The organism is Arthrobacter sp. JSM 101049 (assembly GCF_041679245.1).
Lineage (GTDB): Bacteria > Actinomycetota > Actinomycetes > Actinomycetales > Micrococcaceae > Arthrobacter_H.
Genome location: NZ_JBGFFC010000001.1, coordinates 601792 through 625823 on the forward strand (window position 1 = coordinate 601792; position 24032 = coordinate 625823).

Annotated in this window: 21 protein-coding genes and 1 riboswitch; of the genes, 5 read left to right on the forward strand and 16 right to left on the reverse strand. The window is 69.5% G+C overall.

Annotated features, from left to right (window positions below):
- Positions 1 to 26: 26 nt before the first annotated feature.
- The 4 genes from AB8M85_RS02845 to AB8M85_RS02860 form a co-directional block, all read right to left on the reverse strand.
- On the reverse strand, positions 27 to 863 hold the full coding sequence (locus AB8M85_RS02845) for a hypothetical protein (RefSeq protein WP_372697249.1): 837 nt from the start codon (positions 861 to 863) through the stop codon (positions 27 to 29).
- The gene (locus AB8M85_RS02850) at positions 853 to 2970 is read right to left on the reverse strand and encodes a cytochrome c oxidase assembly protein (RefSeq protein ID WP_372697250.1); all 2118 of its coding nucleotides are present in this window, start codon (positions 2968 to 2970) and stop codon (positions 853 to 855) included. The genes AB8M85_RS02845 and AB8M85_RS02850 overlap by 11 nt, the downstream gene beginning before the upstream one ends.
- A gap of 131 nt (positions 2971 to 3101) precedes the next feature.
- Positions 3102 to 3791: a copper resistance protein CopC gene (locus AB8M85_RS02855; RefSeq protein ID WP_372697251.1), complete on the reverse strand. Its 690-nt coding sequence runs from the start codon at positions 3789 to 3791 to the stop codon at positions 3102 to 3104.
- Between the two features lie 189 nt (positions 3792 to 3980).
- Positions 3981 to 4265, reverse strand: a complete 285-nt coding sequence (locus AB8M85_RS02860; protein ID WP_372697252.1) for an HU family DNA-binding protein — start codon at positions 4263 to 4265, stop codon at positions 3981 to 3983.
- A gap of 290 nt (positions 4266 to 4555) precedes the next feature.
- Between AB8M85_RS02860 and AB8M85_RS02865 the strand changes: the two genes are divergently transcribed.
- The gene (locus AB8M85_RS02865) at positions 4556 to 5233 is read left to right on the forward strand and encodes a DUF1992 domain-containing protein (RefSeq protein ID WP_372697253.1); all 678 of its coding nucleotides are present in this window, start codon (positions 4556 to 4558) and stop codon (positions 5231 to 5233) included.
- An 82-nt stretch (positions 5234 to 5315) separates the two neighbouring features.
- Here the strand turns inward: AB8M85_RS02865 and rpsN are convergent, their stop codons facing one another.
- The 4 genes from rpsN to AB8M85_RS02885 form a co-directional block, all read right to left on the reverse strand.
- Complete coding sequence (rpsN, locus tag AB8M85_RS02870; protein ID WP_372697254.1) at positions 5316 to 5621, reverse strand: 30S ribosomal protein S14; 306 nt, start codon at positions 5619 to 5621, stop codon at positions 5316 to 5318.
- A 4-nt stretch (positions 5622 to 5625) separates the two neighbouring features.
- Positions 5626 to 5793: a 50S ribosomal protein L33 gene (rpmG, locus tag AB8M85_RS02875; RefSeq protein ID WP_372697255.1), complete on the reverse strand. Its 168-nt coding sequence runs from the start codon at positions 5791 to 5793 to the stop codon at positions 5626 to 5628.
- A gap of 1 nt (position 5794) precedes the next feature.
- Positions 5795 to 6031, reverse strand: coding sequence for a 50S ribosomal protein L28 (gene rpmB / locus AB8M85_RS02880; RefSeq protein ID WP_372697256.1), 237 nt, complete (start codon positions 6029 to 6031; stop codon positions 5795 to 5797).
- Between the two features lie 428 nt (positions 6032 to 6459).
- Positions 6460 to 6933 carry a MarR family winged helix-turn-helix transcriptional regulator gene (locus AB8M85_RS02885; protein ID WP_372697257.1) on the reverse strand — a complete coding sequence of 158 codons (474 nt, stop codon included), beginning with the start codon at positions 6931 to 6933 and terminating at the stop codon, positions 6460 to 6462.
- Positions 6934 to 7122: 189 nt separating this feature from the next.
- Here AB8M85_RS02885 and AB8M85_RS02890 point away from each other — a divergent pair, with 189 nt between their 5' ends.
- From AB8M85_RS02890 to AB8M85_RS02905, 4 genes are all read left to right on the forward strand, one after another.
- Positions 7123 to 9075, forward strand: coding sequence for an acyl-CoA dehydrogenase family protein (locus tag AB8M85_RS02890; protein WP_372697258.1), 1953 nt, complete (start codon positions 7123 to 7125; stop codon positions 9073 to 9075).
- Between the two features lie 165 nt (positions 9076 to 9240).
- Complete coding sequence (locus tag AB8M85_RS02895; RefSeq protein ID WP_372697259.1) at positions 9241 to 10644, forward strand: APC family permease; 1404 nt, start codon at positions 9241 to 9243, stop codon at positions 10642 to 10644.
- Positions 10645 to 10744: 100 nt separating this feature from the next.
- Positions 10745 to 12046, forward strand: coding sequence for a YibE/F family protein (locus AB8M85_RS02900; protein ID WP_372697260.1), 1302 nt, complete (start codon positions 10745 to 10747; stop codon positions 12044 to 12046).
- 36 nt (positions 12047 to 12082) lie between these two features.
- Positions 12083 to 13057 carry a metal ABC transporter solute-binding protein, Zn/Mn family gene (locus AB8M85_RS02905; protein WP_372697261.1) on the forward strand — a complete coding sequence of 325 codons (975 nt, stop codon included), beginning with the start codon at positions 12083 to 12085 and terminating at the stop codon, positions 13055 to 13057.
- Between the two features lie 66 nt (positions 13058 to 13123).
- On the opposite strand, the gene AB8M85_RS02910 is transcribed toward AB8M85_RS02905, so the two are convergent.
- The 8 genes from AB8M85_RS02910 to gcvP all read right to left on the reverse strand — a co-directional run bounded on the left by AB8M85_RS02910 (position 13124) and on the right by gcvP (position 24029).
- A complete protein-coding gene (locus AB8M85_RS02910; protein WP_372697262.1) occupies positions 13124 to 14263 on the reverse strand; it encodes a hypothetical protein in 1140 nt (379 codons plus the stop codon).
- Positions 14264 to 14390: 127 nt separating this feature from the next.
- Positions 14391 to 15749: a magnesium transporter gene (gene mgtE, locus AB8M85_RS02915; RefSeq protein ID WP_372697263.1), complete on the reverse strand. Its 1359-nt coding sequence runs from the start codon at positions 15747 to 15749 to the stop codon at positions 14391 to 14393.
- A gap of 190 nt (positions 15750 to 15939) precedes the next feature.
- A riboswitch (M-box (ykoK) riboswitch) is annotated at positions 15940 to 16110 on the reverse strand.
- Positions 16111 to 16120: 10 nt separating this feature from the next.
- Positions 16121 to 16669 carry a GNAT family N-acetyltransferase gene (locus AB8M85_RS02920; protein ID WP_372697264.1) on the reverse strand — a complete coding sequence of 183 codons (549 nt, stop codon included), beginning with the start codon at positions 16667 to 16669 and terminating at the stop codon, positions 16121 to 16123.
- Positions 16663 to 18072, reverse strand: a complete 1410-nt coding sequence (locus AB8M85_RS02925; RefSeq protein ID WP_372697265.1) for an L-serine ammonia-lyase — start codon at positions 18070 to 18072, stop codon at positions 16663 to 16665. The genes AB8M85_RS02920 and AB8M85_RS02925 overlap by 7 nt, the downstream gene beginning before the upstream one ends.
- A gap of 166 nt (positions 18073 to 18238) precedes the next feature.
- Positions 18239 to 19543, reverse strand: a complete 1305-nt coding sequence (glyA, locus tag AB8M85_RS02930) for a serine hydroxymethyltransferase (RefSeq protein WP_372697266.1) — start codon at positions 19541 to 19543, stop codon at positions 18239 to 18241.
- A gap of 17 nt (positions 19544 to 19560) precedes the next feature.
- Positions 19561 to 19941 (reverse strand): glycine cleavage system protein GcvH, encoded by a 381-nt coding sequence (gene gcvH, locus AB8M85_RS02935; protein WP_372697267.1) that lies wholly within the window; start codon positions 19939 to 19941, stop codon positions 19561 to 19563.
- Between the two features lie 40 nt (positions 19942 to 19981).
- A complete protein-coding gene (gene gcvT / locus AB8M85_RS02940; RefSeq protein WP_372697268.1) occupies positions 19982 to 21109 on the reverse strand; it encodes a glycine cleavage system aminomethyltransferase GcvT in 1128 nt (375 codons plus the stop codon).
- 37 nt (positions 21110 to 21146) lie between these two features.
- Complete coding sequence (gcvP, locus tag AB8M85_RS02945) at positions 21147 to 24029, reverse strand: aminomethyl-transferring glycine dehydrogenase (protein ID WP_372697269.1); 2883 nt, start codon at positions 24027 to 24029, stop codon at positions 21147 to 21149.
- Positions 24030 to 24032 lie beyond the last annotated feature (3 nt).

A 24032-nucleotide genomic window follows, 5' to 3' on the forward strand; every position in this document is an offset into this window, starting at 1 on the left:
GACGGATGACGGTGTACGACGACGGCTCAGGCGAGGTCGTCCAGCGTGGAGGTGAGGATTCCCTCGGCCAGCTGGGCGAACTTCCCGTCATCGAGCCCGTCGGTGGCGATGAACGAGACCATGGCAACGTAGCCGTCCCGCTCGCCGATGAGCACCAGCGCCTGCTGCCGCAGGTCGCTGCCCTGCGCGGCCCGGCTCCACAGCAGCGCCGAGTCGACGGCCTTCGACTGCAGGTCCGGCGTCGTGCTGCGCAGCGGGACGTCGGACCCGGAGATCGACAGGCTCACGTCGGCGCAGTCCCCCAGCATCTGCTCCACGGTGGCGTAGTGCGCATCCAGGGCGGCCCGGTCGGTGATCCGGGCGACCTCGATCGAGCCGGTTGCCTCCACGCCCTGGGCTGCGAAGTCGGTGCGGGCCGCGTCCTGGCCGAGCTGCGCCGGGGACCAGTTCAGCTGCTGGACGGCGGCACGGCAGGCGGCCGGGTCCACGGTGGCCCCCTCCAGCGTGTCCTGGGGCGCGGCCCGCAGCGCCTCCAGGTCCTGCGGCGAGGCGACCGCGGCGAGTGTGAAGTTGTAGGAGGCGGCGCGTTGGATGCCCGCGGCGACGGCCTCCGCCGACGGTCCCGTCGGTGCCGGGCTCTGTCCCGCCGGGTCCTGTGCCGCGGAGCTCGAGGCGGATCCGGAGCCCTCGTGCGGGTTCGAGGGCGTCGTCTGCTGCGCAGAGCCTGTGGAGCTGCAGCTGGTCACGGCGATGACGATGGCGATGACGACCACCACCAGTGCCAGCCAGCGGGCGACGAGCAGGGCCGTCTTCTGGGCGCGGACTCCTGGGGGCGGGGTCCGGCCCGGGGGCTTAGCGTCCACTGCGCTCGACCTTCCGGTCCTGTTCCTTCAGCTGCGAGAACATCGCGTTGTAGGCCTCCAGCTCGGCATCGTTGTCACGTTCGGCCTGGCGGTCGCTCCGGACTGCTTCCCGGGAGTCGGAACGGCTCCATGTCAGCACGACGCCGAGCGCCAGCAGCAGCGTGGGCACCTCGCCGATCCCCCACATCGCACCGGCGCCGAGCCGTTGGTCTTCCAGCGGCGTGCCGCCCCACGGCCGGCCCATGTTGCCGAACCAGCTGGCCTGGATCAGCTGTTCGCTGCCCATCAGCGAAACGCCGTAGAACGCGTGGAAGCTCATGGTGGCCAGCAGCAGCACCAACCGGATCGGATACGCGGCACGCCGCGGGAGCGGATCGCCGTCGATCATGTTCAACGCAAAGATGTAGCCGGTCAGCACGAAGTGCAGGTTCATCAACTCGTGCCCGGTGTGCTCGGCCATCGCGAAGTGGAACAGGTCGGTCGAATAGAACAGGATGATCGAGCCGGCGAAGTTCACCCCGGCGAAGATGGGGTGCGTGACGATCTTGGAGAACCACGAGTGGATGCCGGCCAGCAGCCATTCACGCGGTCCCCGCGTGCCGTCGGTGCGGCTGGGCAGGGCCTTCAGGGCCAGGGTCATCGGGGTCCCGAGCACCAGGAAGAACGGCACGACCATCGTCAGGGCCATGTGCCCGACCATGTGCATGGAGAACAGCACCTGGCCGTAGACGGCCGGGGCCCCCGAGGTGATGTAGTACAGCGCCGCCAGCCCGACGAACCACGACACGGTGCGCAGCACCGACCAGGAGTCGCCGCGCCGGCGCAGCGTGCGGATGCCCCTCAGGTAGGCGATGGCCAGGAAGATGATGATGGCCAGCCACAGCCAGTCGACGCGCCAGACGGTCAGCCAGCTGGAGGGAACCAGTTCGGGTGGCAGGTCGTAGCCGGTCAGGATCCGCGCGGGGGTTGCTTCCGGCGGCAGCTCCTCGGGCACCGGCGGCGCCGTGCGGGCCAGTGCGGTCGCCACGGCCATGGTGGAGGCCATGACGAGCGTTTCGGCCGCGACAATGCGCCAGGCGGTCGCAGTGGCCGACACCGTCCCGGAGAGCAGCCGCGGGATGGCCCAGCGCCGGTGCGCCAGGCCCAAGGCCCCCAGCCCCAGGGTCAGCACGGCCTTGGTCATGACCAGGATGCCGTAGCCGCTGAGCAACTGGTCCCAGTGGTTCATGCGCACATAGGCGCTGATCACCCCGGAGACGAAGACGACGAAAAACGAGATGGTGGCCAGTGCCGAGAACCGCTGCAAGACGACGCCGGCGAGCACCGGGCGCGTGGAGCGGTACCGCCCCGGGGCTGCCGAGCCGAGCAACGGGGCCACGCAGGCCAGGACGGCGATTCCGCCGACCCACAGGCAGATGCCGAGCAGGTGGAGCAGGATGGCGTTCGTTGCCCCCCAGTGGTCGTCTCCACCTGCGGCGTGGCCGATGAGCGAGAGCGGAAGGATGCCGAACAGGGAGAACACCGCGCTGAGCCCGACGCCGACCGGCGAACGGACCACGAAGGCCAGGGAGCTGACGACAGCGGCGATCACGATCATCCACGACCAGGCCTGGCCCAGCGAGATGTTGAGGATGTAGTCCTTCATCGAGTCCGTGTAGGCCGCGTCCAGGGAGAGCGGGAGGCCTGCGACATCGGAGAAGGTCAGGACCAGCACGGCGACCGCGGCAAGTGTCCACACGATGGCGGCGCCGGCGGCAACGTTCATGGCCCGGGCGAAGGCGGGGTGTTCGGCTCCGCCGTCGGTGTCCTTGGAGCCCTTGCGGGAGCGGTGCGGCTTGGTCGAGCGGGGCAGCACGGTCGCGGCGAACACCAGGGCGCCGATGGCCACGGCCATGGAGGTGTGGTGGATCAGGGTGGCGATGGGCAGCGACCAGCGGGTGAATGCCCCCGGGTCCCCGAGCTCGGTGCCCTGGGCGGCCCCGGAGAACTCGAGGGCGATGACCAGGACGAGCAAGGCGACGGGGATGGCGGGAATCAGCAGGATCTGCCACAGCCGCGACGCCCCCCGGCGCGCGTCCGGCGACGTGGGTGCGGGGGGCGTGGGCATAGTCGTGTCCCGGCCAGGCAATACGCTGCGGCTCACTGCTTCAACCCTGCTTCCATGCCATTCATTCTCTCACTTCGGACCGTTCGTGGACGGCCCCGGTGGCCTGGCTCACGCCCCGGCCTCGGGGTCGCCTACTGGCCCGGGCCGCCCTGTCGACGTGCCTTGGCGAAGACGATCGCTGCGGCCGCGACGACGGCCACGGCGATGATGATCCAGATGACTGCCGTGGGCAGTCCGCTGGCGCCGTCGTCCTGCTGGGATGCGGCTGCCGAGCCGGTCATGGTGGGCTGGGTCTGGCCGGTCGTGGACGACGGCGAGGCGGCGGTGGATGCCGCTGGTGCCGGCCCGGAAGACGCCGCGGCGCCTCCGTCCACCGTGAAGGCCAAGGCCTGCTGGTTGGCGGTGGTCCCCTCGATCGGGTGGCCATCGCTGGAGACGACCCGCCACGTGAGCGTGTAGCTGCCGGCGGGCAGGGATTGCCCGAAGTCGACCGTCAGGACGTTGCGACTGACCGAGGCCTCTGCATCGTGCTGCGCGCCGTCCGCGTCCTTGAGGCTGACCTCGCTGCCGATCGGCTTGAGCTCGCCGCTGAAGCTCAGCTCCACGGAGTCCAGTGCCCCGGTAACCGTGGCCCCGTTGTCCGGAGTGGATCCGATGAGTGAATCATGGGCCGACGCCGACGGGGCGACGATGAGCGCCAGCACGGTCAGCAGGGCTGCGGCGGCTGCGGCCAGGACGGTCCGGCTCGCGGCGCCGAGTCCGGGCCGGGCTGCGACCGGAACGGCGTGGACGTTGCTGGCATGGTCTGGGGAGCGGTGCATGGTCTTCCTTCGGTTCCGTGGAGTTCGCCGTGGCGGGGGCTGCATTCGTCCGTTCGGACGGTGGAGGCGGGCGCACGCAGCACTAATTCTACGCCACGTAGAAGCGTTGTCCTGAGCGTCGTCGGCCAGATAGAACGAGGGCCCGTTCCGCCGGTGGCGGAACGGACCCTCGGATCCACGGGTGCGGGTCTACTTCTTGGAGACGGCAGCCTTCAGCTTCGAGCCGGCGGTCAGCTTCACGGAGTGGCCGGCCGGGATCTGGATGGTCTCGCCGGTCTGCGGGTTGCGGCCGGTGCGGGCGGCACGGTCGGTGCGCTCGACGGCGAGCCAGCCCGGGATGGACACCTTTTCGCCCTGGGAGACCTGCTCGACGAAGGTCTCGAACACCGAATCCAGCACGGAGTTCACTGCGACCTGGGAGTTGCCCGTCTTCTCGGCGACGGCTGCAACGAGTTCACTACGATTCAAAGCCAATGTATTTCCTCCTGGACTGTAACCTGCCCGGCCGAATGCGGCCGGGTTGCCCTGCGGATGCGGGGACTACTGAGAAGGAAACTACCAGCCCTCACCGACTGACACGCCCAGTTTCGCGGCGTTTGGCCGGAATTTTTTGGTTTTTCCCCGGATTTTGGCGGTTTTCGGGCTCCCCCGGCCGTTTTCAGCGCCCCGACGGGCAGCGGCGTCCGGTACAGCTGGAGGCCTTGAGGCCCACAAGGACGGCCCGGTATTCTGGTCCCAGACCCCGATTCGAGGCGGTGGCCACCATGGTGCAAATACCCTCCCCCGACCACGATGCCGCGCGGCTGCACGCGGCCCGCTACCGGGATGCCCAGGACGCCGCCCAGGCGGAGCCCCCGGTGGACGACTACGAACAGCGCTCCGGGTCGGTCTTCCGCGCCAAAGCCGGTCGGGCCGGCATCGCCGCACAGGGCCCGGCCGAGGCCCCGCCGGTCTTCCACGCCACCGACGAGGCCTGGCAGATCGCCAATCCGAGCATCGACCGGGCGATCGCCCGCGGGGACTTCGACCACTTGGCCTATGCCGGTAAGCCGCTTCCGTCGCTGTCCTCCACCGACCCCGACTGGTGGCTGAAGTCGCTGATGCAGCGCGAGCGGATCAGCGGCGTGGGGCCCCCGGCCCTGTTGTTGCGCACCGAGGACGCCGCGATGGACGACACCCTCGACGCCCTGCCGGGCGAGGCCCAGGTCCGCGAGGTGGTCGCCGACTTCAATGCGCGGATCCGCGAGGCCCGCCGCCAGCTACTCGGAGGCCCACCGGTCATCACCGCCGTGCGCGACCCCGACGTGGAGGTCCGCCGCTGGCGCGAACGCCGCACCGCGGCGGGCGTGGCCCCGCGCGCGGACGCGCCGGGCGAGGAACCTGTCGCCCGGCCCGGGCCCTGGCGCCGCCTGTGGGCGTGGCTGGTGGCACCGACGAAATAGCCCATCGGGCGGTGGCTGCCCGTTAACGCCCGAGGGCCCCTTCCGTTGCCGGAAGGGACCCTCGGGGGAAAATCGCTGGTGGTTACCAGGACGACTTGGTGATGCCCGGAAGTTCGCCGCGGTGGGCCATGTCGCGGAAGCGGACACGGGAGATCCCGAACTTCTGGAACGTGCCGCGGGGGCGGCCGTCGATGGAGTCGCGGTTGCGCACGCGCACCGGCGAGGCGTTGCGGGGCAGCTTCTGCAGGCCCAGGCGGGCCTCTTCGCGTGCCTCGTCCGTCGCGTTTTCGTCGACCAGGGTCTTCTTCAGCTCGGCACGCTTCGCGGCGTAGCGCTCCACGATGACCTTGCGCTGCTCGTTGCGAGCAATCTTGGACTTCTTAGCCATGTGTTTAGCGCTCCTCTCGGAATTCGACGTGCTTGCGGACAACCGGGTCGTACTTCTTCAGGACCATGCGGTCCGGGTTGTTACGACGGTTCTTGCGGGTCACGTAGGTGAACCCGGTCCCGGCAGTCGACTTCAGCTTGATGATGGGGCGTACATCCTGTGCTTTTGCCATGTTAGAGCTTCACACCCTTCGCCAGCAGGTCGGCGACAACGCGGTCGATGCCGCGGACGTCGATGGTCTTGATGCCCTTGGCCGACAGGGTCAGCGTGACATTGCGGCGCAGGGACGGAACCCAGTAGCGCTTCTTCTGGATGTTCGGGTCGAACCGACGCTTGTTGCGGCGGTGCGAGTGGGAGATGCTGTGTCCGAAGTTCGGAACTGCACCGGTCACCTGGCATACAGCTGCCATGATCACTCCTCAGTAGTAGTAAATATTGGCGGTACTCGATAAAACAGATCACAGCGCGGTGTTGCTGCCTCTGAACCTGCGTTGAAGAGTCCCGCCACCAGTTGTGACACCGTGAATTACTGCGACGTGCGAAGGTAACCAGGCTGGGTGAGAACCAACCGAAGCGCCTTACTTGCGCGAAAGACGGTGAATACAGCGTCCCGGTTGAGCATTTTTCCCTACTCGGCTGGTCCGCGTTATTCGGTTTACGGGTAACCACGCCCCCGGAACGACCTGCCCCTGATGGGACACGCCACGACGGGCACGTGACTTAACGCGTTACCATCCTAATCGCCGGACGGCCGAACTCAAAATGCAGGGCACGACGCCGGTGCCCCCTTCCGGGACCGACTCGCCGTGGCCCCTCCCGGGACGGGCGGGGCGGCGGGTCAGCGGAAGATCCAGTGCTCCGGGTCCATGCGGGCGACGACCTTGCGGCCGATGCGGGCCAGGTCGGCCACATCCTCATCGGTCAGCCCGTCGAAGATCATCCGGCGCACCGAGCCCACGTGTTCCGGGGCCAGGCCCACCAGCATCTCCATGCCGGCATCGCGCAGATGGGCCACGGTGACACGGGCGTCCACGGGACTCTGCGAGCGTTCGACCCACCCGCGTCCCTCCAGCTTCTTGACCACGTGGCTCAGGCGGGACAGCGAGGAGTTCGTCCGTCCGGCCAGCTCGCTCATGGGCAGCAGGTGGTCGTCGGCCTCGGAGAGCATGGCCAGCACGTTGTAGTCGAACAGCGTGATCCTCGCCTGCCGGTGCAGGTCGCTGTCCAGCAGGCTCGGCAGCTGCATCGACACGGCCATCAGGGCCAGCCAGCACTCGCGTTCCTCGGGCGACAGCCAGCGGGTTTCGGTCATGGGTCCCATGATGTCACATGAAGTTTCAGGCAACCGGGAGCGCGGTGCGTCTGTGGCCAAGCCCACCGGGGCACCCCTTGCCTGCGCGGCGTAGCCTAGGGGGACAGCGTGTGGGCCTCCGTCCTGCGGCGGTCCCGGTACCCGTGTACCGCGCGGCCGGCGGCACGCCGAGGTCACAGGGGAGTGTCCATGGGCGCCACCGATCAGAGCACCACCATCGACGAGAAGGCCGCCCGTGCGGTGGCCGAGGCGGCGCGGGACGCGGGCACTGCCCGGCCCAGCTTCGCCCAGGGCCTGTACCTGGGCCGGGTGGACTTCGGGCTCATCCAACCGCACCCCCGCCCCTCCCCCGACGAGACCTCGCGCGGGGAGGCCTTCCTGGCGAAGCTGCGTGCCGCCGTCGTGCATTTCGACGGCCGGCTCATCGAGCGCGAGGCCCGCATCCCCGACGAGTACATCGCCACGATGGCCGACCTGGGGGTCTTCGGGATGAAGATCCCCGTCGAGTACGGCGGGCTGGGTCTGTCGCTGGCGTACTACGGCCGGGCACTGATGCTGCTGGGCACGATCAGCCCGAGCATCGGGGCACTGGTCTCGGCCCACCAGTCCATCGGGGTGCCCGAACCGGTGAAGATGTTCGGCACCGCGGAGCAGAAGCGGCAGTTCCTGCCCCGCTGCGCCGCCGGGGCGATCACCGCGTTCCTGCTGACCGAGAACGACGTCGGTTCCGACCCGGCCCGCCTGGGCACGACGGCGACGCGGTCGGCCGACGGCGACTCCTACCTTCTGGAGGGGGTCAAGCTGTGGACGACCAACGGCGCCGTGGCCGAGCTGGTCGTGGTGATGGCCCGCGTGCTGCCCCACGCCGGTCCCGATGGAGCGGAGGTCCCCGGCGGGATCAGCGCGTTTGTCGTCGAGGCCGACAGCGAGGGCCTGGTGGTCGAGAACCGCAATGCGTTCATGGGCCTGCGCGGCATCGAGAACGGGGTGACCCGCTTCCACCAGGTCCGGGTGCCGGCCGCGAACCTGCTCGGGCGGGAGGGGCAGGGGCTGAAGATCGCGTTGAGCACGTTGAACACCGGGCGGCTGTCGATCCCCGCCCTCTGTGCCGGCGCCGGGAAGTGGAGCCTGAAGATCGCCCGTGAATGGTCGGCCGAACGCGTGCAGTGGGGCCGGCCGGTCGGCAAACACCAGGCCGTGGCCTCGAAGATCGCGTTCATCGCCGCGACGTCGTTCGCCGTGGAGTCCGTCTTCGAGCTCTCCGCCGCGCTGGCCGATGCCGGGATGAAGGATGTGCGGATCGAGGCCGCGCTGGCCAAGCTCTTCTGCAGCGAGATGGCCTGCCGGATGGCCGACGAGCTGGTCCAGATCCGCGGCGGCCGCGGGTATGAGACCGCCGATTCGCTGGCCGCCCGCGGCGAACGGGCCGTGGCCGCCGAACAGCTGCTGCGGGACCTGCGGATCAACCGGATCTTCGAGGGTTCCACCGAGATCATGCACCTGCTCATCGCCCGGGAGGCGGTCGACGCCCACCTGAAGGCGGCCGGCGACCTGGCCCGGGCCGATGCGACGCTGTCGGAGAAGGCCCGCGCGGCGGCCGGCGCCTCGGGGTTCTATGCCAAGTGGCTGCCGACCCTGGCCGCCGGTCCGGGCATGGTACCGACGTCGTATTCCGGTGCCGGCACCCTGGCCACCCACCTGCGCTACGTCGAGCGGGCCAGCCGCCGGCTGGCCCGGCACACGTTCGCGGGCATGGCCCGCTGGCAGGCGGGGCTGGAAACGCGCCAGGTGTTCCTGGGCCGCGTGGTGGACATCGGGGCGGAGTTGTTCGCCATGTCGGCCTGCGTCTCCCGCGCGGCGTTGCTGCGCGCCACAGAACCGGAGCATGCCGATGCGGCGCGGGAACTGGCGGAGGCGTTCTGCAGGCAATCGCGCGGGCGCGTCGAGCGGCTGTTCACCGAGCTCTGGGACAACACCGACGACGGCGATGCCGCCCTGGCCCGGAAGGTCCTCGCCGGGGACTATGCGTGGGCCGAGGAGGGCGTGGTGGACCAGTCCGAGGGCACGGGCCCCTGGATCGCCGGGTGGTCGGATGCCGGGGAGCACCTGCCGGATCTGCGCCGGCCCTACGGCAACGGCTGAATACCGGGGCCACCCGATCCCACGACATCCCCCGGCCCGGATGTTACGTTGACGGCAGGGTGAAGACGATCCGCTGCCGGATCGGCCGGAGTTCCCGAGCTGGGCCTCTCCGGCCTGCCGTCCAGCGGTGACGACGCCGCGACGGCAACCGGACGGAGAGCGATCATGGGCAGCACGACCACCACCGAGGGGCAACCGGAACTCAAGCGCACGATCGGCCCCAAGCTGCTGCTGCTGTTCATCGTGGGGGACATCCTGGGCACCGGCGTCTATGCGCTGACCGGTGAGGTCGCCGGCGAGATCGGCGGCGCTGCGTGGGCACCGCTGCTGCTGGCCTTCGCGGTGGCGACCATTTCCGCGTTCTCCTACCTCGAGATGGTGACCAAGTACCCGCAGGCGGCCGGCGCGGCGCTGTACACGCACAAGGCGTTCGGCATCCACTTCGTCACCTTCCTCGTGGCCTTCGCCGTCCTCAGCTCAGGCATCACCTCGGCCTCGACGGCGGCCAAGTTCCTGGGCGAGAACTTCATCGCCGGGTTCAACCTCGACTGGGACCAGACGGCCGTCACGGCGATCGCCCTGGTCTTCATGGCCCTGCTGGCCCTGGTGAACTTCCGGGGCGTGAGCGAGTCGGTGAAGCTGAACGTGGTGTTGACGCTGGTGGAGATGAGCGGCCTGCTGATCGTGATCCTCATCGGCTTCTGGGCCGCCGCCCAGGGCAACGCGGACTTCGGTCGCGTGATGGTCTTCGAGACTTCGGGAGACAAGGGCGTCTTCCTCGCCCTCACCGCGGCGACGTCGCTGGCGTTCTTCTCCATGGTGGGCTTCGAGGATTCGGTCAACATGGCCGAGGAGACCAAGGACCCGGTGCGCACCTTCCCGAAGGTGATGATGACCGGCCTGGGGATCACCGCCGTCGTCTACGTACTGGTGTCCGTCATCGCCGTCGCCCTGGTGCCGATCGGGCGGTTGTCCGAGAGCCCTACGCCCCTGCTGGAGGTCGTCAGCGTCGGGGCTCCCGGAATCCCGGTGGATGTCATCTACCCGTTCCTGTCCATGTTCGCCGTGGCGAACACCGCGTTGATCAACATGCTCATGGCCAGCCGGCTGCTCTACGGGATGGCCCGCCAGGGGGTCCTGCCGCGGTTCCTGGGCAAGGTCCACCCCCGGAGGCGCTCCCCCTGGGCCTCCATCATCTTCACGACGCTCATCGCCTTCGCGCTGGTCACCATCGTCACCAACTTCATGGGCAAGGAAACCGTGACGGCCCTGGGCGGGACCACAGCCCTGCTGCTGTTGTGCGTGTTCACCGTCGTCAACGTCGCGGTGATCGTGCTGCGGCGCCGCCCCGTGGACCGGGACCACTTCAGGGCTCCGCGGATCCTGCCCTACCTGGGGGTGCTCACCTGCGGCTTCCTGGTGGGACCCTGGGCGCAGGACCCCATCGAGTACCAGATCGCCGGGATCATGGTCGGGCTGGGGGTCCTGTTGTGGCTGGTGAACTGGCTGTGGGCGCGGAGCCGGGGGCAGGCGACCTCGTTCACCCGCCCGGAGGACCTGGGTTCCTGACCCGCCCGGCGGGACGCTCTTCGCCGCGGCCGGCCCCCGGCTGCCTAGAATGGTGCGTGACAGCCGTCGACGGCACACCCCTGAACCCCGGAGGAGCCCCATGGGCGGCAGCCATGGCCACGATCCGAATGCCCGCATCCTGGCCGACCCGATCCGCCGCCGGCGGGCCCACCTACTTTTGGCCATCCTGCTCGTACCGGCCGCCCTGGCGGCCGTCGTGGGGACGTTCCTGCTCTGGCCGGGGCCTGCGGCGGACCGGGTCTCGCTCGGCGACCCCTACGGGGTGGCCTCCGGGGTCGCGATGAAAACCGGGACCGTGGAGCGCACGGTGCAGGAGACCTGCCCTTCGTCCCGGGGCATGGCGGAAGCGGGCGGCAAGGAGCTGGACTGCCAGGTCTCCTACGTGGTCCCGGAGGGAGCCACGGCCCCGGTCCCCGTGGAAGTCCCCCCGGAGACGATTGCCTCGCGCCCCTTGGAACCCGGGGACAAGATCCGCTTCCTGGACCTGCACGAGGCCTCGACCGCCATCGCCGCGCCCTACGTTTTCGTCGACTTCGTCCGCACCGTCCCGCTCGTGCTGCTGGCCATCGCCTACGCCCTCGTGGTCTGCTTGGTGGCCCGCTGGCGCGGCTTCCGGGCACTGCTGGGCCTGGTGGGCGGGTTCGCCTTCATCGGCTACTTCATGCTCCCGGCGCTGGTGGAGGGACGGCCGCCGCTGCTCGTTGCGCTGGTCAGCGCAACGGTGATCATGTTCGGCGCCTTGTATTTTGCCCATGGTTTCTCGGCCCGGACCTCCACGGCCCTGCTCGGGACGCTGTTCGGGCTGGCGGTGACCGCCGCGCTGGCGCTCTGGGTCTCCGATGCCGCCTACCTCACCGGCGTCGGGGACGAGAGCAGCTACACCCTGACGACGACGGTGCCGGAATTGAGCCTGTCGGGCCTGCTGCTCTGTGGGCTGCTGATCGCCGGGCTCGGCGTGCTCAACGACGTGACGATCACCCAGTCATCGGCCGTCTGGGAACTCGCGGAGCTGGCTCCCGGTTCATCGGCGCGCGAGCTGTTCACCGCGGCCATGCGGATCGGCAGGGATCATATCGCCTCCACCGTCTACACCATCGCGTTCGCCTATGCCGGCGCCGCCTTGCCGGTACTGGTACTCGTGAGCCTGTACGACCGGCCCTTGCTCGACACGTTCACCTCCGGGCAGATGGCCGAGGAGGTGGCCCACATCCTGGTCGGTTCCATCGGCCTGGTCCTGGCCATCCCGGTGACCACGGCCGTGGCCGTCGCCGTGGTCAAGGCCGTGGGATCGGGCCGTCCGGTGGGCACGCCGCGCGATCCCGGCGACGACGCGCGGGACGCCCTCATCCTTCAAGATGCAAATGATTCTCATTTGCCCTAGGCTATGGAAGTCAACTCCTCCGCCCGAAAGGCCCCCATGCGCTCCCGGCTCGCCATCATCCCCGTCCTCCTGCTCGGCCTCGGCCTGGCCTCCTGCGGGGACAACGCCCCGGCCGGTGAGACCGGCGAGGCCGATGCGCTCACCGTGGTGGCCTCGACCAACGCCTATGGGGACATCGTCAAGCAGGTCGCCGGGGACGCGGTGACCGTCGAGTCGATCATCAACCGGGCATCCCAGGATCCGCATTCCTACGAGGCCACACCGCAGGACAAGCTCACGCTCTCCCACGCGGATCTGGTCGTGGCCAACGGTGGCGGCTACGACCCGTTCATCGGCACGCTCACCCAGGATCTCGGAACAGAGCCTTCATCCATCATCACCGCCGTGGACCTCTCCCCGACCATCCACGCCGACGAGGCCCCCCATGACGACGAGACGCACGGCGCCAGCCCTGCAACGGAGGGCCACAGCGGACACGACCACGCCTCCTTCAACGAGCACGTGTGGTACGACCTGCCCACCGCCGCTGCCGTCGCCACGGAGGTGGCCGACCGGTTGGGCGAGCTGAAACCGGACGAAGCGGCGACCTTCACGGCCAATGCCGGGGCATTCACTGCCGGGATCGACGGGCTGGAAGCCAGGCTCCAGCACCTGGCCCAGAACGGCCAGGGGCAGGAATTCGCCATGACCGAACCGGTGCCGTTTTACCTGCTCACTTCGGCGGGCCTGGCCGACGGAACGCCCGAGGGGTTCAGCGGTGCCATCGAAGCCGGTCGCGACGTCTCGCCGCTGCTCCTCAAGGAGCTCGATGAGAAGCTGTCCTCGGGCAAGATCTCCCTGCTGGCCTACAACGCGCAGACCAGCGGGCCGCAGACCGAGGCCGTCCGCGAAGACGCGGAGGCAGCCGGCGTCCCGGTGGTGGAGTTCACCGAAACGCTCCCGGAAGGCACCGACTACCTCGCCTGGATGGGCTCGAACATCGACGCCATCGCCCAGGCATTGCAGGACTAGGATGCCCCTCGCGGGAAGGCCGGCCCGACCGCTGGCCGGCTGGCCTTCCCGCTGCGGTACGGGGGATCAGGCGGCGGCGCCCTTGGGCCAGCGCAGCAGCGCGGCGATCCCGGCACCGTCGGGCAGCACCCCCGCGGGGACATAGCGGATCGACGCATCGGTCATCGCGACCGCGCGGAGCAGAACCTCGGGTGCCGGCCAGGATCCCAGGGCACCCGCGCCCTCGACGTCGGTTCCCTCTGCGGCCACCCAGGGTTCCCCGGCAAGGGCCAGCAAGGAGTGCTCATCCTGGAACTCTGCGACGACGACCGTGGAGGCCTGGCCCTGTTGCAGCGCCCAGACCACCTCATCGATGCCCAGCACGGCCCCCGGCTGGGGCGCGTTGGCCTGGTTCCCGATGCGCTCGGAAAGATCGCGGATGTCGTCGGCGAGCAGTTGTGCCACGCGCGCCTCGACCTCCTTTTCGACCGCGACGGGATCGGCGCCGCCGGTGCGCGTGTGCTGGTCAAGCGTGACGGCCAGTGCCCGCGTCGGCTCGGCCAGCTGCGAGAGCACCAGTTCGCGGGCCTTCGTGTCGCCGGCCAGGACGATGAGCCGGGCCCGCGTGTCCCGGGCAACTTCGTCGACGAGCCGGGCGATCTCATCGGCATTCCGCCGCCAGATCTCCGTGGTCTGGTGCTGGTTCTTGGATTCGTCGTAGCGGCCCGGGACACGACGGGCGTGGTGGGCTTCCTCCCGGTCTCCGACGATGCGGTATTCCTCCGCCACTCCGGCAACCGCGGAGTGGCGCAGCCGTACTTCGCCCCCGTCGCGGCCAACCTCGGCCACGAGATAGGGGAACTGTCCCCCATGGGCGCGGGCCAGGGGCACGAGGTTGGGGAATTCGCTGCACTCGACCTGCGGTGTCTGGGTCCGCACGCCCTGGACGATCTCGTCGAGCACGACCTTCCCGGCGGCCACGGCCACGAAACGGGAGACCGGTGCGGGCCGTCCGACGGCCGGACGCAGTGCCGAGCGCATGGCCTCGATGTCGGCCTCGCTGGCTTGTTGGCTTTTCAGGAGTTGGGTGACCTTGTCGGGCAGGAGATCGGCGGCCTCCTGTGCCGCCGTCGTGCCGAGTGAGGCGTCTACGAAGGCCGTGCACCACGGACCTTCCTGTCGAAACAACGTGGCATCAATTCCGCTGGAACCTGCCCGATTGGCCATGGGGAAACTCCTTCCCACGCAACGCCTTCGCCGCGTGACTACTGGGTCCGTGAGCCCACCGTAGCATCGTGGGGCCGCAGCGAACAGGGTCCCTACATGGGCCGGACACCGCTTGGGCAGGCCCTAGTCAGAGCCGCAGAACCACTGTGGCGACCAGGAAATACAGGACCAGTCCGGCCGCGTCGACGAAGGTGCTGATGAAGGGATTCGAGAAGACCGCGGGGTCCGCGCGCAGTGCCTTGCCCAACAGCGGCATCATGCCTCCGACCGTTGCGGCGAGGGTGCAGACGCCCAGCAGCGTCAACCCGATCACCCATCCGAGGGCCGGCGAATACAAGAGCCCTGCCAGCAACAGGCCCACCGCTCCCAGCAGCAGACCCAGCGTCGCACCGACCCTGACTTCGCGGGCCAGGACCCTGAAGATGTCGCGGGTCCGCACGTCGCCGAGCGCCAGGGCCCGGGTCACCGTCGTGGCAGCCTGGTTGCCGGTGTTCCCTCCGGTGCCGATCAGCAGCGGGATGAACAGGGAGAGCACCACCTGCTGCTCCAGCGTCGCCTCGAAGACAGCCAGCACCTGAACGGTCAGGGTGGCCCCGATGGCCAGGACCAGCAGCCACACCACCCGGGACTTCACGATGTCCCAGACGGGTGTCGACAGGTAGGGGCGCCGCAGCGGCTCGCTGCCGCCGGTCCGTGCGGCGTCCTCCGACTCGGCGTCCTCCAGGATCTGCAGTGCGTCGTCGACCGTCAGGATCCCCAGCAGCCGGTCTTCGGCATCGACCACCGGCAGGGCCAGGATCTTCAGGTCGGCGCACCTGCGGGCCGCCGATTCCTCGTCGAGGGTCGCCGGCACCGATTCCGGCACCGCCATGACCGAGCCCACGAGGTCCCCGGGGCCGCCCCGCAGCAGGTCCCGCAGGCTCACGACCCCGACCAGCTTCCGGCCCGAGTCGACCACGGGGAGCGTGTAGACCGTCTCCGCGTCATCGAGGCCGGCACGGACCCGGGCCAGGGCCTGCTCGACGGTGTTCCAGGGGTGCATGGCAATGAATTCCGGACTCATGCTGCGCCCGATGGATCCCTGGCCGTAGCCCAGGACGGCATTGGTGAGCGTGCGCTGGCGGACCGACAGGCCCAGCAGCAGCCGCCGGGCCACTGCTGCCGGCACCTCGTCCAGCAGCGCCACCCGGTCGTCGGGTGTCATGCCGGCGAAGACCTCTGCGACGTCGGCGTCCTGCAGCCCCTGCACCAGTTCGGATTGCAGCGTCGCGTCGAGCCGTTCGAAGACGGCCAGCGCCCGGTCCTTGCCGAGCAGCCGGTAGGTGACGGCGCGGTCTCGGCTGTTCAACCGCTCCATCTCGTCCAGGGCCTGCGAGGTCGACAGCCCGGCGACGACGTCGGCTGCGGCGGCCAGGTCCTTGCGGTTCAGCGCCTGCCTCAGGGCGTCGCTGACGGCAGCGGTTTCCAGGGTGTCGTCTTGCTTCATGGTCCGGGGTCCCTCCGGTGTGCGGCCCTCCCGGGCGGCTAGGTGGTGGCTGCGCTCGGCGCAGGGGAATGGCACTGGCCCGCGGTGGTGGCGGGCGCTGGAGAAGGTCCGTCGTCCATGTGCGGGTCACCTCCCCCTGGTCGGCCAGCCGGGCGCGGCCGGCCCCTGTCCGATACCGCGCTTCCACAAAATGGAGCGCCCCACGTCCGGGCTTCAGCACTGCAGGGCGTATCCGGTTCACCGGAAGCCGCTTGGGACCACCCCTTAATCCGGGGAGATCTGTCCTGACCGTGGGCATCTCTCGATGTCGTGGGGTCAGCGGCCTGTGTCCGTGCAGAAGCCTCGCCTAACGATGCGCTTCGCACCCCACCCTAGCCCGGAGGCGGCGGGGAGGGCGAACCCGTCGCGGGGATCCAATACCGCAGCTTGGCGTGGCCGGGCAGCAGTTCGACGCTGTCCTCGTAGACGCCGCCGCATCGTTCGATGACAGCGATCGACGCGGCATTCGTGTCGTCGCAGGTCACCAGCACGCGCTTCAGCCCCAGGCCGGCCGCGGTCCGGATCCCGGCACGAAGCAGGGCGGTGGCGTGCCCGCGGTGGCGGAAGGCGGGTCGCACGCCGTAGCCGATGTGCCCGCCGATGGCCGCGAGCATGGGGGTCAGCTCGTGCCGCAGCGATACCCGGCCGACCAGGGCCCCGCCGGCCACCGCGACCAGGAAGGTATGGGGGACGTAGCCGGGGGCCAGCCCCTGACCGTGTTCCTCCCGCCCCAGCCGGGCCAGGTAGGCCGCGAAGTCCTCGCCGTCGTCGTACCCGAGCATGAAATCGAATCCCTCGGCGGCGAGTTCGGCGTGCGCGGACCGGGCCTGCGCCTCGTCGCCGGGGAGCAGGCGCCGGACCTGCGGGGTGCCGGTCAGCACTCCACGACGTTGACGGCGAGCCCGCCCATGGCGGTCTCCTTGTACTTGTCGCTCATGTCCTTGCCCGTCTCGCGCATGGTCACGATGACCTCGTCGAGGGAGACGCGGTGCTCGCCGTCGCCCATCAGGGCCATCTTGGCGGCATTGACTGCCTTGGAGGCACCGATGGCGTTGCGTTCGATGCAGGGGATCTGCACGAGCCCGCCGATCGGGTCGCAGGTCAGCCCCAGGTTGTGCTCCATCGCGATCTCGGCGGCGTTCTCCACCTGCGCGGGGCTGCCGCCCAGGACCTCGGCCAGCCCGGCGGCGGCCATCGAGGAGGCGGAGCCGACCTCGCCCTGGCAGCCGACCTCGGCCCCGGAGATGGAGGCCTGCTCCTTGTAGAGGACCCCCACCGCTGCTGCGGCGAGCAGGAAGCGGACGATGATGTCCTCCTTGTCGGAGCCGGTGGCGTACTCGATGCCGGGGAGGTAGTGCGTGGCATAGAACATGACGGCGGGGATGATCCCGGCCGCTCCGTTGGTCGGAGCGGTGACGACCCGTCCACCGGAGGCGTTCTCCTCGTTGACCGCCAGGGCGACGAGGTTGACCCATTCCTGCCAGTAGCGCGGGTCGCGGTCCTTGTCCTCCTTGCTCAGGCGCTCGTGCCAGTCGGGCGCGCGGCGGCGGACCTTCAGCCCGCCTGGGAGGATCCCTTCGCGGGCGATGGCGGAGTCCTTGCATTCCTCCATGACGGTCCAGATGTGCAGCAGCCCCTCGCGGATCTCCTCCCGGCTGCGGTAGGTCAGCTCGTTGGCCATCATGACGTCGGCGATACCCATCCCGCTGGTGCGGCAGTGGTCCAGCAGTTCCGCGGCGGTGCGGAAGGGGTAGGGCAGTTCCTGGTTGACCTCGTCGAGTTCGGCCGCAGCGGCCTCCTCGTCGCCCTCGCGGACGATGAATCCGCCGCCGACGGAGAAATAGGTCTCGTCCAGCAGGACCCCGCCGTCGGAGTCGAGGGCCTGGAAGCGGATGCCGTTGGTGTGGCGCGGCAGGACGGTCAGCGGGTGCTGGACCATGTCCTCGACGGTGTACTTGAGGTCGTTCTGGGCCCCCAGCTCGGCGCAGAAGCGCAAGGTGCCGGTCTCGGCGATGTCGGCCAGGCGCTCCTCGACCTGGTCGGGCAGGATCCTCTCCGGTTCAAAGCCCTCCAGTCCCAGCAGTACCGCGGTGAAGGTGCCGTGGCCCCGTCCGGTGGCGGCCAGGGAGCCGTAGACGTCGATGCGCAGGTCGGCGGTGGCGGCAGCCAGCTGCTGTTCCACCAGTCGTGCGGCAAAGCGCTGGGCGGCCCGCATGGGCCCGACGGTGTGGGAGCTCGAGGGACCGATGCCGACCGAGAAGAGGTCGAAAACACTGATGGCCATGCTGGTACTTCCTTTGAACGAGAGGGGTGCGGAGACGGCAGGGGCCGTTCCGCGGAGGGAGGAGGCCGAGGGGCCTCCTCCGGGGTGTCGTCGCGGGGCTGGTGTTCAGCAGGCCCGGGGAAAACGAGTCCCCGGGCCCGCTGCCGCCTCCGACGGCGCTTGCGGCTCAGGAGAGCGGAGCCAGCTCCGGGTAGAGGGGGTGTGCTGTGGCCAGGGCCGAGACGCGGGCGGACAGCCCGGCCAGGACGGCCTCGTCGGCCCCGCCTTCGGTGGTCCCGGCGATCAGGGCCTGCGCGATGATCTCCGCGACCTCGCTGAAGGCGGCCTCGGAGAAGCCGCGCGTGGCCAGCGCCGGGGTCCCGATCCGCAACCCGGAGGTCACCATCGGCGGACGCGGGTCGAACGGGACCGCGTTGCGGTTCACCGTGATCCCCACCCGTGCCAACAGGTCCTCGCCCTGCTGGCCATCGAGCACCGAATCCCGCAGGTCCACCAGCACCAGGTGCACGTCGGTGCCCCCGGTCAACACGCTGATCCCCCGCGCCGAGACATCGTCGCCGGTGAGGCGTTCGGCCAGGATCCGCGCACCGGCCAGGGTGCGGGCCTGGCGCTCGGTGAACTCCTGTGAGGCGGCGATCTTGAACGCGACGGCCTTGCCCGCGATGACGTGCTCCAACGGTCCGCCCTGCTGGCCGGGGAACACCGCGGAGTTGACCTTCTTCGCGATGTCGGCGTCGTTGGTCAGGATGATCCCGCCGCGCGGGCCGGCCAACGTCTTGTGCGTGGTGGAGGTGACCACATGCGCGTGCGGAACCGGTGAGGGGTGCAGTCCTGCGGCGACCAGGCCGGCGAAGTGGGCCATGTCCACGAACAGGTAGGCGCCGACCTCATCGGCGATCGCCCGGAACCGGGCGAAGTCCAGCTGGCGGGGGTACGCCGACCAGCCGGCGACGATCATCTTGGGCTGGTGCTCGCGCGCCAGCGCCTCGACCTGGTCCATGTCGACCTCGTAGGAGGTCTCGTCGACCCCATAGGGCACGATGTTGTAGAGGCGGCCGGAGAAGTTGATCTTCATCCCGTGCGTCAGGTGCCCGCCATGGGCCAGGTTCAGCCCCATCACCGTGTCACCGGGACGGATCAGCGCATGCATCACCGACGCGTTCGCCTGGGCACCCGAATGCGGCTGCACGTTCGCGAACCCGGCACCGAACAGGGCCTTGACCCGCTCGATCGCCAACGACTCGATCACGTCCACGTGCTCGCACCCGCCGTAGTAGCGCCGGCCCGGGTAGCCCTCGGCGTACTTGTTCGTCAACACCGACCCCTGCGCGGCCATCACGGCCTGCGCCGTGTGGTTCTCCGACGCGATCATCTCCAGGCCCTCCTGCTGACGGGCCAACTCCGCATCGATCCGCGCAGCGACCTCCGGATCCAACTCGGCCAACGACGCCGTCAGGGAAGGTGCTGCCACGGGTGCGGTCGTCGTGGTCACTCGACGTCACCGCCGTTGGCGGAGGCGTAGTCCGCGGCGGAGAGCAGCGGGCCCTCCTCGGAGACCTCGACGGTGAAGAGCCACCCGGTGCCGTAGGGGTCCTCGTTCAGCAGGGCCGGGTTGTCGATGGCCTCCTGGTTGAGCTCGACGACGGTGCCGGTGACCGGCGCGTAGAGGTCGGAGACGGACTTGGTGGATTCGACTTCGCCGCAGGTCTCGCCGGCGGTGACGGTCGAGCCGGCCTCGGGCAGGTCGACGTACACGACGTCCCCGAGTGCATCGGCGGCGACCTGGGTGATGCCGACCTTGGTCGGGGTCGAACCGTCGACCCACTCGTGCTCGGCGGAGTAGCGGAGGGTGGAAAGAACCTTGCTCATGGTGTTGTCCTTTGTCTCGGGGATCCAGTACGGGTGGGCGTTACTTGTTGCGGCTGTAGAACGGCAGGTCCACGACCTCGAAGGGCTGCGGCTTGCCGCGCAGGTCGACGTCCAGTGCGGTGCCGACCTCGGTCAGGGCGACGTCGACGTACGCCAAGGCAATCGGGTATCCCAGCGTGGGGCTGGGCTGTCCCGAGGTGACCTCGCCGACGACGTTGCCGTCCTTCAGCACAGCGTAGTGTGAACGACCCGCCCGGCGCCCGAGTCCCTTCAGGCCAACGAGCTTGCGGGCCGGTCCCTCGGCCTTCTTGGCTTCCAGTGCGGAGCGGCCGACGAAGTCCTCCTCCTTCTTGAAGGAGACGATCGGGCCCAGTCCGGCGTCGAACGGGGTGGTTTCCAGGGTCAACTCGTTGCCATACAGCGGCATGCCGGCCTCCAGGCGCAGCGAGTCGCGGCTGGCCAGCCCGGCGGGGATGAGCCCGCGACCGGAACCGGCCTCCAGCAGCGCCTTCCACAGCGCGACGGCGTCGGCATTGGGGATGTAGAGCTCGAAGCCGTCCTCGCCGGTGTAGCCGGTGCGTGCCAGCAGCACGTCGATCCCGGCGACCGTGACCTCGTCGGCGGCGTAGTACTTCATGCCGGTGACCGTTTCGGCATCCTCGGCGGAGACCAGCCCGAGGAGGATCGATTCAGCGATCGGCCCCTGGACGGCGACCAGCGCCGTGTCGGCCGAGGCGTCGGTGACGGTGACGTCGAAGCCGGCGGCGCGCTCGGCCAGGGCGGCGGCCACGACCGGGGCGTTGCCGGCGTTCGGGACCACGAGGAAGCGGTCCTCGGCGCGGCGGTAGGTGATCAGGTCGTCGATGATCCCGCCGTCGGCGTTGCAGATCACCGAGTACTTGGCCTTGCCGACCTTCATGACGGCCATGTTGCCGGCCAGCGCGGTGTTCAGGAACGTGGCCGCGTCGGGTCCCTCGACCCAGACCTCGCCCATGTGGGACAGGTCGAACAGCCCGGCTGCCTCGCGGACGGCCTGGTGCTCGGCGAGCTCGGAGCCGTACTTCAGCGGCATGTCCCAGCCGCCGAAGTCGGTGAAGTTCGCGCCCAGCGTTGCGTGTTCGCCGTGCAGGGGCGTCTGCTGCGGCGTCGTGGTGGTTTCGGTGCTCACGGGGAGTCTGCCTTTCGTCGGGTTCCGGGGATCCGGGTTAGTTCTCGAATGCCTCGGGGGCCGGGCAAGAGCAGATCAGGTTCCGGTCGCCGCCGGCACCGTCGATGCGCCCCACCGGGGGGAAGTACTTGTCCTGGCGCAGGCCGGGCACCGGGAAGGCGCCCTGCTCGCGGGTGTACTTGCGGTCCCAGTCGCCGGTGACCACGGCCGCCGCGGAGTGCGGGGCCAGGCGCAGCGGGGATTCCTCCGCGGTGAAGTCACCGGCCAGGACCTGCTCCATCTCGGCGCGGATGGCGATCATGGCCTCGATGAAGCGCTCGATCTCGGCGAGGTCCTCGGACTCGGTCGGCTCGACCATCAGCGTCCCGGCGACCGGGAAGGCCAACGTCGGGGCGTGGAAGCCGTAGTCGATCAGGCGTTTGGCCACGTCCTCGGCGGTGATGCCGGTCTTGGCGGTGGCATCGCGCAGGTCCAGGATGCACTCGTGGGCGACCAGTCCCTGGTTGCCGGTGTAGAGCACCGGGAAGTACTCGTTGAGCCGGGAGGCCACGTAGTTCGCGGTCAGCAACGCGTTCTTGGTGGCGTTGGTCAGACCCTCGGCGCCCATCATGGCCACGTAGGCCCAGGAGATCGGCAGCACGCCGGCCGACCCGTAGGTGGTGGCGGCGACGGCGGTGCCGGTGCGCTCGGTAGCCTCGCCGGCGGGGGCGCCGGGCAGGAACGGCACCAGGTGTTCGGCCACGGCCACCGGGCCGACGCCGGGTCCGCCGCCGCCGTGCGGGATGCAGAACGTCTTGTGCAGGTTCAGGTGCGAGACGTCGCCGCCGAACTGTCCCGGGCGGCCGAGGCCGACCAGGGCGTTCATGTTGGCGCCGTCGATGTAGACCTGTCCGCCGGCGGCGTGGACCTTGTCGCAGACCTCGCGTACGTCGGCATCGTAGACGCCGTGCGTGGAGGGGTAGGTGATCATGATCGCGGCCAGCGAGTCGTGGTTGGCCTCGATCTTCGCGTCCAGGTCCGCGGCGTCGATGGTGCCGTTCGGCGCGGTCTTGACCACGACGACCTTCAGGCCGGCCAGGACCGCGGAGGCGGCGTTGGTGCCGTGCGCGGAGGCGGGGATCAGGCAGACGGTGCGGGCGTCGTCGCCGTTGGCGAGGTGGTACTGGCGGATGGCCAGCAGCCCGGCGTATTCGCCCTGCGAACCGGCGTTGGGCTGGATGGAGACGCCCGCGTAGCCGGTGATGGTGCTCAACCGGTCCTCGAGGTCGGTGATCAGCTGGCGCCAGCCCTCGGTCTGGTGGGCGGGGGCATATGGGTGGATGGAGGCGAACTCGGGCCAGGACATCGATTCCATCTCGGCGGTGGCGTTGAGCTTCATGGTGCACGATCCCAGCGGGATCATCGTGCGGTCCAGCGCCAGATCGCGGTCCGAGAGGCGGCGCAGGTAGCGGAGCATCTGGGTCTCGGAGCGGACCGAGTGGAAGATCGGGTGGGTCATGTACTCGCTGGAGCGCACGACGGCGGAGGGCAGCTTCTCGGCTGCCCCGGCTTCCGCGCGCTCCACCCCGGTCGCTGCATCGGCGACGCCGAAGGCCTCGGCGATGGCTACCAGGTGGGCGCTCGTGGTGGTCTCATCGGTGGAGATGCCCACGGTGTCGGCGTCGAGGCGGCGCAGGTTGATCCCGCGCTCCTCAGCGGCGGTGATGACCTCGGCGGCGCGGCCGGCGGCCGTGACCGTGAGGGTGTCGAAGAACGCCTCGGCGGCCAGCTCGAATCCGGCGTCGGACAGGACGGCGGCCAGCGTGCTGGCGCGCAGGTGGGCGCGGCGGGCAATCGCCTGCAGGCCCTCCGGGCCATGGTAGACGCCGTACATGGAGGCGGTGATGGCCAGCAGCGCCTGGGCGGTGCAGATGTTGGAGGTGGCCTTCTCGCGGCGGATGTGCTGCTCGCGGGTCTGCAGCGCCAGGCGGTAGGCGGGTCGACCGGCGTCGTCCTTGGAGACGCCGACCAGGCGTCCGGGCAGCGAGCGCTCCAGGCCCTTGCGCACGGACATGTAGGCGGCGTGCGGGCCGCCGAAGAACAGCGGGACGCCCAGGCGCTGGGTGTTGCCGACGGCGATGTCGGCGCCCTGCTCGCCCGGGGGCACGATGAGGGTCAGCGAGAGGATGTCGGCGGCGACGGTGACCATGGCACCGCGTTCCTTGGCGGCGGCGATGATCGCGGCCTGGTCGACCACACGGCCGGAGTTGCCCGGCTGCTGCAGCACGATCCCGGAGATCTCGCCCTCGGGCAGGCCGGCGGAGAGGTCGGCGATCTCGAGCTCGAAGCCCAGGGCCTTGGCCCGGCCCTCGACGACGGCGATGGTCTGCGGGAAGAGGTCGGCATCCAGGACGGTCTTGGCGTCGCCCTTGGCCTTGTTGGCGCGGCGCATCATCAGCACGGCCTCGGCGACGGCGGAGGCCTCGTCGAGCAGCGAGGCGTTGGCGATCGGCAGGCCGGTCAGGTCCGAGACCATCGTCTGGAAGTTCAGCAGGGCCTCGAGGCGGCCCTGGGAAATCTCCGGCTGGTACGGGGTGTAGGCGGTGTACCAGGCGGGGTCCTCGAGGACGTTGCGCAGGATGACCGGCGGGGTGAAGGTGTCGTAGAAGCCCTGGCCGATCATCTGGGTCTTCAGGATGTTCTTCGCGGCGATGGCGCGCAGGTCGGACAGGACCTCGGCCTCGGAGCGGGCCGCGGGCAGGTCCAGCGGTTCGGACTGGCGGATGTCGGCGGGCACTGCGGTGTCGACGAGGTCGTCGAGGCTGGCGTAGCCAAGCTGGCGCAGCATGGTCTCGGTGGCATCGCCACGCGGGCCGATGTGGCGGTCGGCGAACACGAGGTCGCCGGGGACTGTGGTGGGACGGGCCGTGGTCTCGGTCATCTG

Coding starts and splice junctions, on each gene's coding strand:
- AB8M85_RS02890 (WP_372697258.1), top strand. CDS start 7,123: ATGGGCGCCACCGATCAGAGCACCACCATCGACGAGAAGGCCGCCCGT.
- gcvP (WP_372697269.1), bottom strand. CDS start 24,029: ATGACCGAGACCACGGCCCGTCCCACCACAGTCCCCGGCGACCTCGTG.
- AB8M85_RS02900 (WP_372697260.1), top strand. CDS start 10,745: ATGGGCGGCAGCCATGGCCACGATCCGAATGCCCGCATCCTGGCCGAC.
- rpsN (WP_372697254.1), bottom strand. CDS start 5,621: ATGGCTAAGAAGTCCAAGATTGCTCGCAACGAGCAGCGCAAGGTCATC.
- gcvH (WP_372697267.1), bottom strand. CDS start 19,941: ATGAGCAAGGTTCTTTCCACCCTCCGCTACTCCGCCGAGCACGAGTGG.
- AB8M85_RS02850 (WP_372697250.1), bottom strand. CDS start 2,970: ATGCCCACGCCCCCCGCACCCACGTCGCCGGACGCGCGCCGGGGGGCG.
- mgtE (WP_372697263.1), bottom strand. CDS start 15,749: ATGAAGCAAGACGACACCCTGGAAACCGCTGCCGTCAGCGACGCCCTG.
- AB8M85_RS02905 (WP_372697261.1), top strand. CDS start 12,083: ATGCGCTCCCGGCTCGCCATCATCCCCGTCCTCCTGCTCGGCCTCGGC.
- AB8M85_RS02910 (WP_372697262.1), bottom strand. CDS start 14,263: ATGGCCAATCGGGCAGGTTCCAGCGGAATTGATGCCACGTTGTTTCGA.
- AB8M85_RS02855 (WP_372697251.1), bottom strand. CDS start 3,791: ATGCACCGCTCCCCAGACCATGCCAGCAACGTCCACGCCGTTCCGGTC.
- AB8M85_RS02885 (WP_372697257.1), bottom strand. CDS start 6,933: ATGACCGAAACCCGCTGGCTGTCGCCCGAGGAACGCGAGTGCTGGCTG.
- AB8M85_RS02865 (WP_372697253.1), top strand. CDS start 4,556: ATGGTGCAAATACCCTCCCCCGACCACGATGCCGCGCGGCTGCACGCG.
- rpmG (WP_372697255.1), bottom strand. CDS start 5,793: ATGGCAAAAGCACAGGATGTACGCCCCATCATCAAGCTGAAGTCGACT.
- AB8M85_RS02895 (WP_372697259.1), top strand. CDS start 9,241: ATGGGCAGCACGACCACCACCGAGGGGCAACCGGAACTCAAGCGCACG.
- rpmB (WP_372697256.1), bottom strand. CDS start 6,031: ATGGCAGCTGTATGCCAGGTGACCGGTGCAGTTCCGAACTTCGGACAC.
- AB8M85_RS02925 (WP_372697265.1), bottom strand. CDS start 18,072: ATGGCCATCAGTGTTTTCGACCTCTTCTCGGTCGGCATCGGTCCCTCG.